Source organism: Aquimarina sp. MMG016 (genome assembly GCF_018100805.1).
Lineage (GTDB): Bacteria > Bacteroidota > Bacteroidia > Flavobacteriales > Flavobacteriaceae > Aquimarina.
This window is the reverse complement of sequence record NZ_JAGJEA010000027.1, coordinates 1-1,159: the sequence shown is the minus strand read 5'-3', so window position 1 is coordinate 1,159 and position 1,159 is coordinate 1. Positions and strand designations below refer to the sequence as shown.

Annotated in this window: 1 protein-coding gene; it reads left to right on the top strand. The window is 39.3% G+C overall.

Annotation, left to right across the window (positions count from 1 at the left end; translation table 11 throughout):
• The coding region (locus tag J8M14_RS22935; protein WP_211077174.1) for a DUF11 domain-containing protein at nucleotides 1-1,159 on the top strand (1,159 nt) is incomplete at both ends.

Sequence of the window (1,159 nt, the reverse complement as noted above, 5' to 3'; positions counted from 1 at the left end):
TGATGCAGATGGTGATGGACTGGATGATGGCTTTGATACGATAGACACTACAGGTACTACCCCTGATGTGAATGATAATTTAGATACCGGAGCCATTGGTACGGATAATGATGATGCACCTTCGACAGCAGAGGTGGATTTCAGAGAAGTAACAGTATCCGATCTAGTTGTTAGTAAAACGGTTGATAATAGTACTCCAAATGAAGGAGATACTATTACATACACAATAGCAGTAACCAATGATGGACCATCAGACGCTACCGTAGTAGTAGTGAATGATCTTCTGCCAGCTGGAGTAACCTATGTGTCTGATACACCAAGTGTAGGAACCTATGATGATGCAACAGGAGATTGGGTGATTGGTACTATAATAAATGGAGATACAATTTCATTAGATATTATAGCTACTGTAGATGCAGGTACTAGTGGTGATACGATCAATAATGTTATTACAGTAACTCTTGAACAAGATGATCCTGATTTGACCAATAATGATCTTGAAGAAGAGATTACAGTGCGTAATGACGCAGATCTTGTGATTAGTAAAACGGTTAATAACAGTACTCCAAATGAAGGAGAAACGATAACCTATACAATTACAGTTACTAATAATGGAGCGGCACAGGCAACAGCATTAGTAGTAAATGATCCACTACCAGCTGGAGTTACTTATTCAAGTGATGTACCTTCTCAAGGTTCGTATGCACCTGCATCCGGAAATTGGGATATAGGCACGTTAGACAATGGTGATACAGCAACGCTGGATATTCTAGCTTCCGTAGATGTTGGTACCAGTGGTGATACGATTAATAATATTATCACAGTAACTCTTGAACAAGATGATCCTGATTTGACCAACAATGATCTTGAAGAAGAGATTATAGTGGGTAATGACGCAGATCTTGTGATTAGTAAAACGGTTAATAACAGTACTCCAAATGAAGGAGATATAGTAACCTATACAATCACAGTTACTAATAATGGGGCTGCACAGGCAACAGCATTAGTAGTGAATGATCCGTTACCAGTTGGAGTAACTTATGTATCTGACACACCAAGCGTAGGAACTTATGATGATGCGAATGGAGATTGGGTGATTGGTACTTTGGATAGCGGTGATACAATCACACTAGATATTCTAGCTTCCGTAGATGTTGGT